General features: G+C 66.0%; 1 protein-coding gene. It reads right to left on the bottom strand.

Annotation, left to right across the window (positions count from 1 at the left end):
- Positions 1-13 precede the first annotated feature (13 nt).
- Positions 14-241, bottom strand: a 228-nt coding sequence (locus tag BN358_RS24085; RefSeq protein WP_304412796.1) for a pyruvate kinase alpha/beta domain-containing protein, incomplete at its 5' end; no start/stop codon positions are given.

Below are 241 nucleotides of genomic sequence, written 5' to 3'. Positions count from 1 at the left end.
AATAGACCAAAGATCAGTCCATCTCGTAGACCCGCAGCGAGTTGGTCTGGCGCGAGTGCCGGCCGGGGTTGCCGGCCACGATCACGACGTGGTCGCCGTGCTGGACGAACCCGGTCTCGGTCAGCGCCGTCTGCACCGACTCGACCATCGCGTCGGTATCGGTGTACTCGGGCGTGACGTAGGACTGCACGCCCCAGCACAGGGTGAGCGCCTGTGCGGTCTTGGGCAGCGGGGTGAAGGA

The organism is Sedimentibacter sp. B4 (assembly GCF_000309315.1).
Taxonomy (GTDB): domain Bacteria; phylum Bacillota; class Clostridia; order Tissierellales; family Sedimentibacteraceae; genus Sedimentibacter; species Sedimentibacter saalensis.
This window is presented reverse-complemented; position numbering and strand designations above follow the sequence as displayed.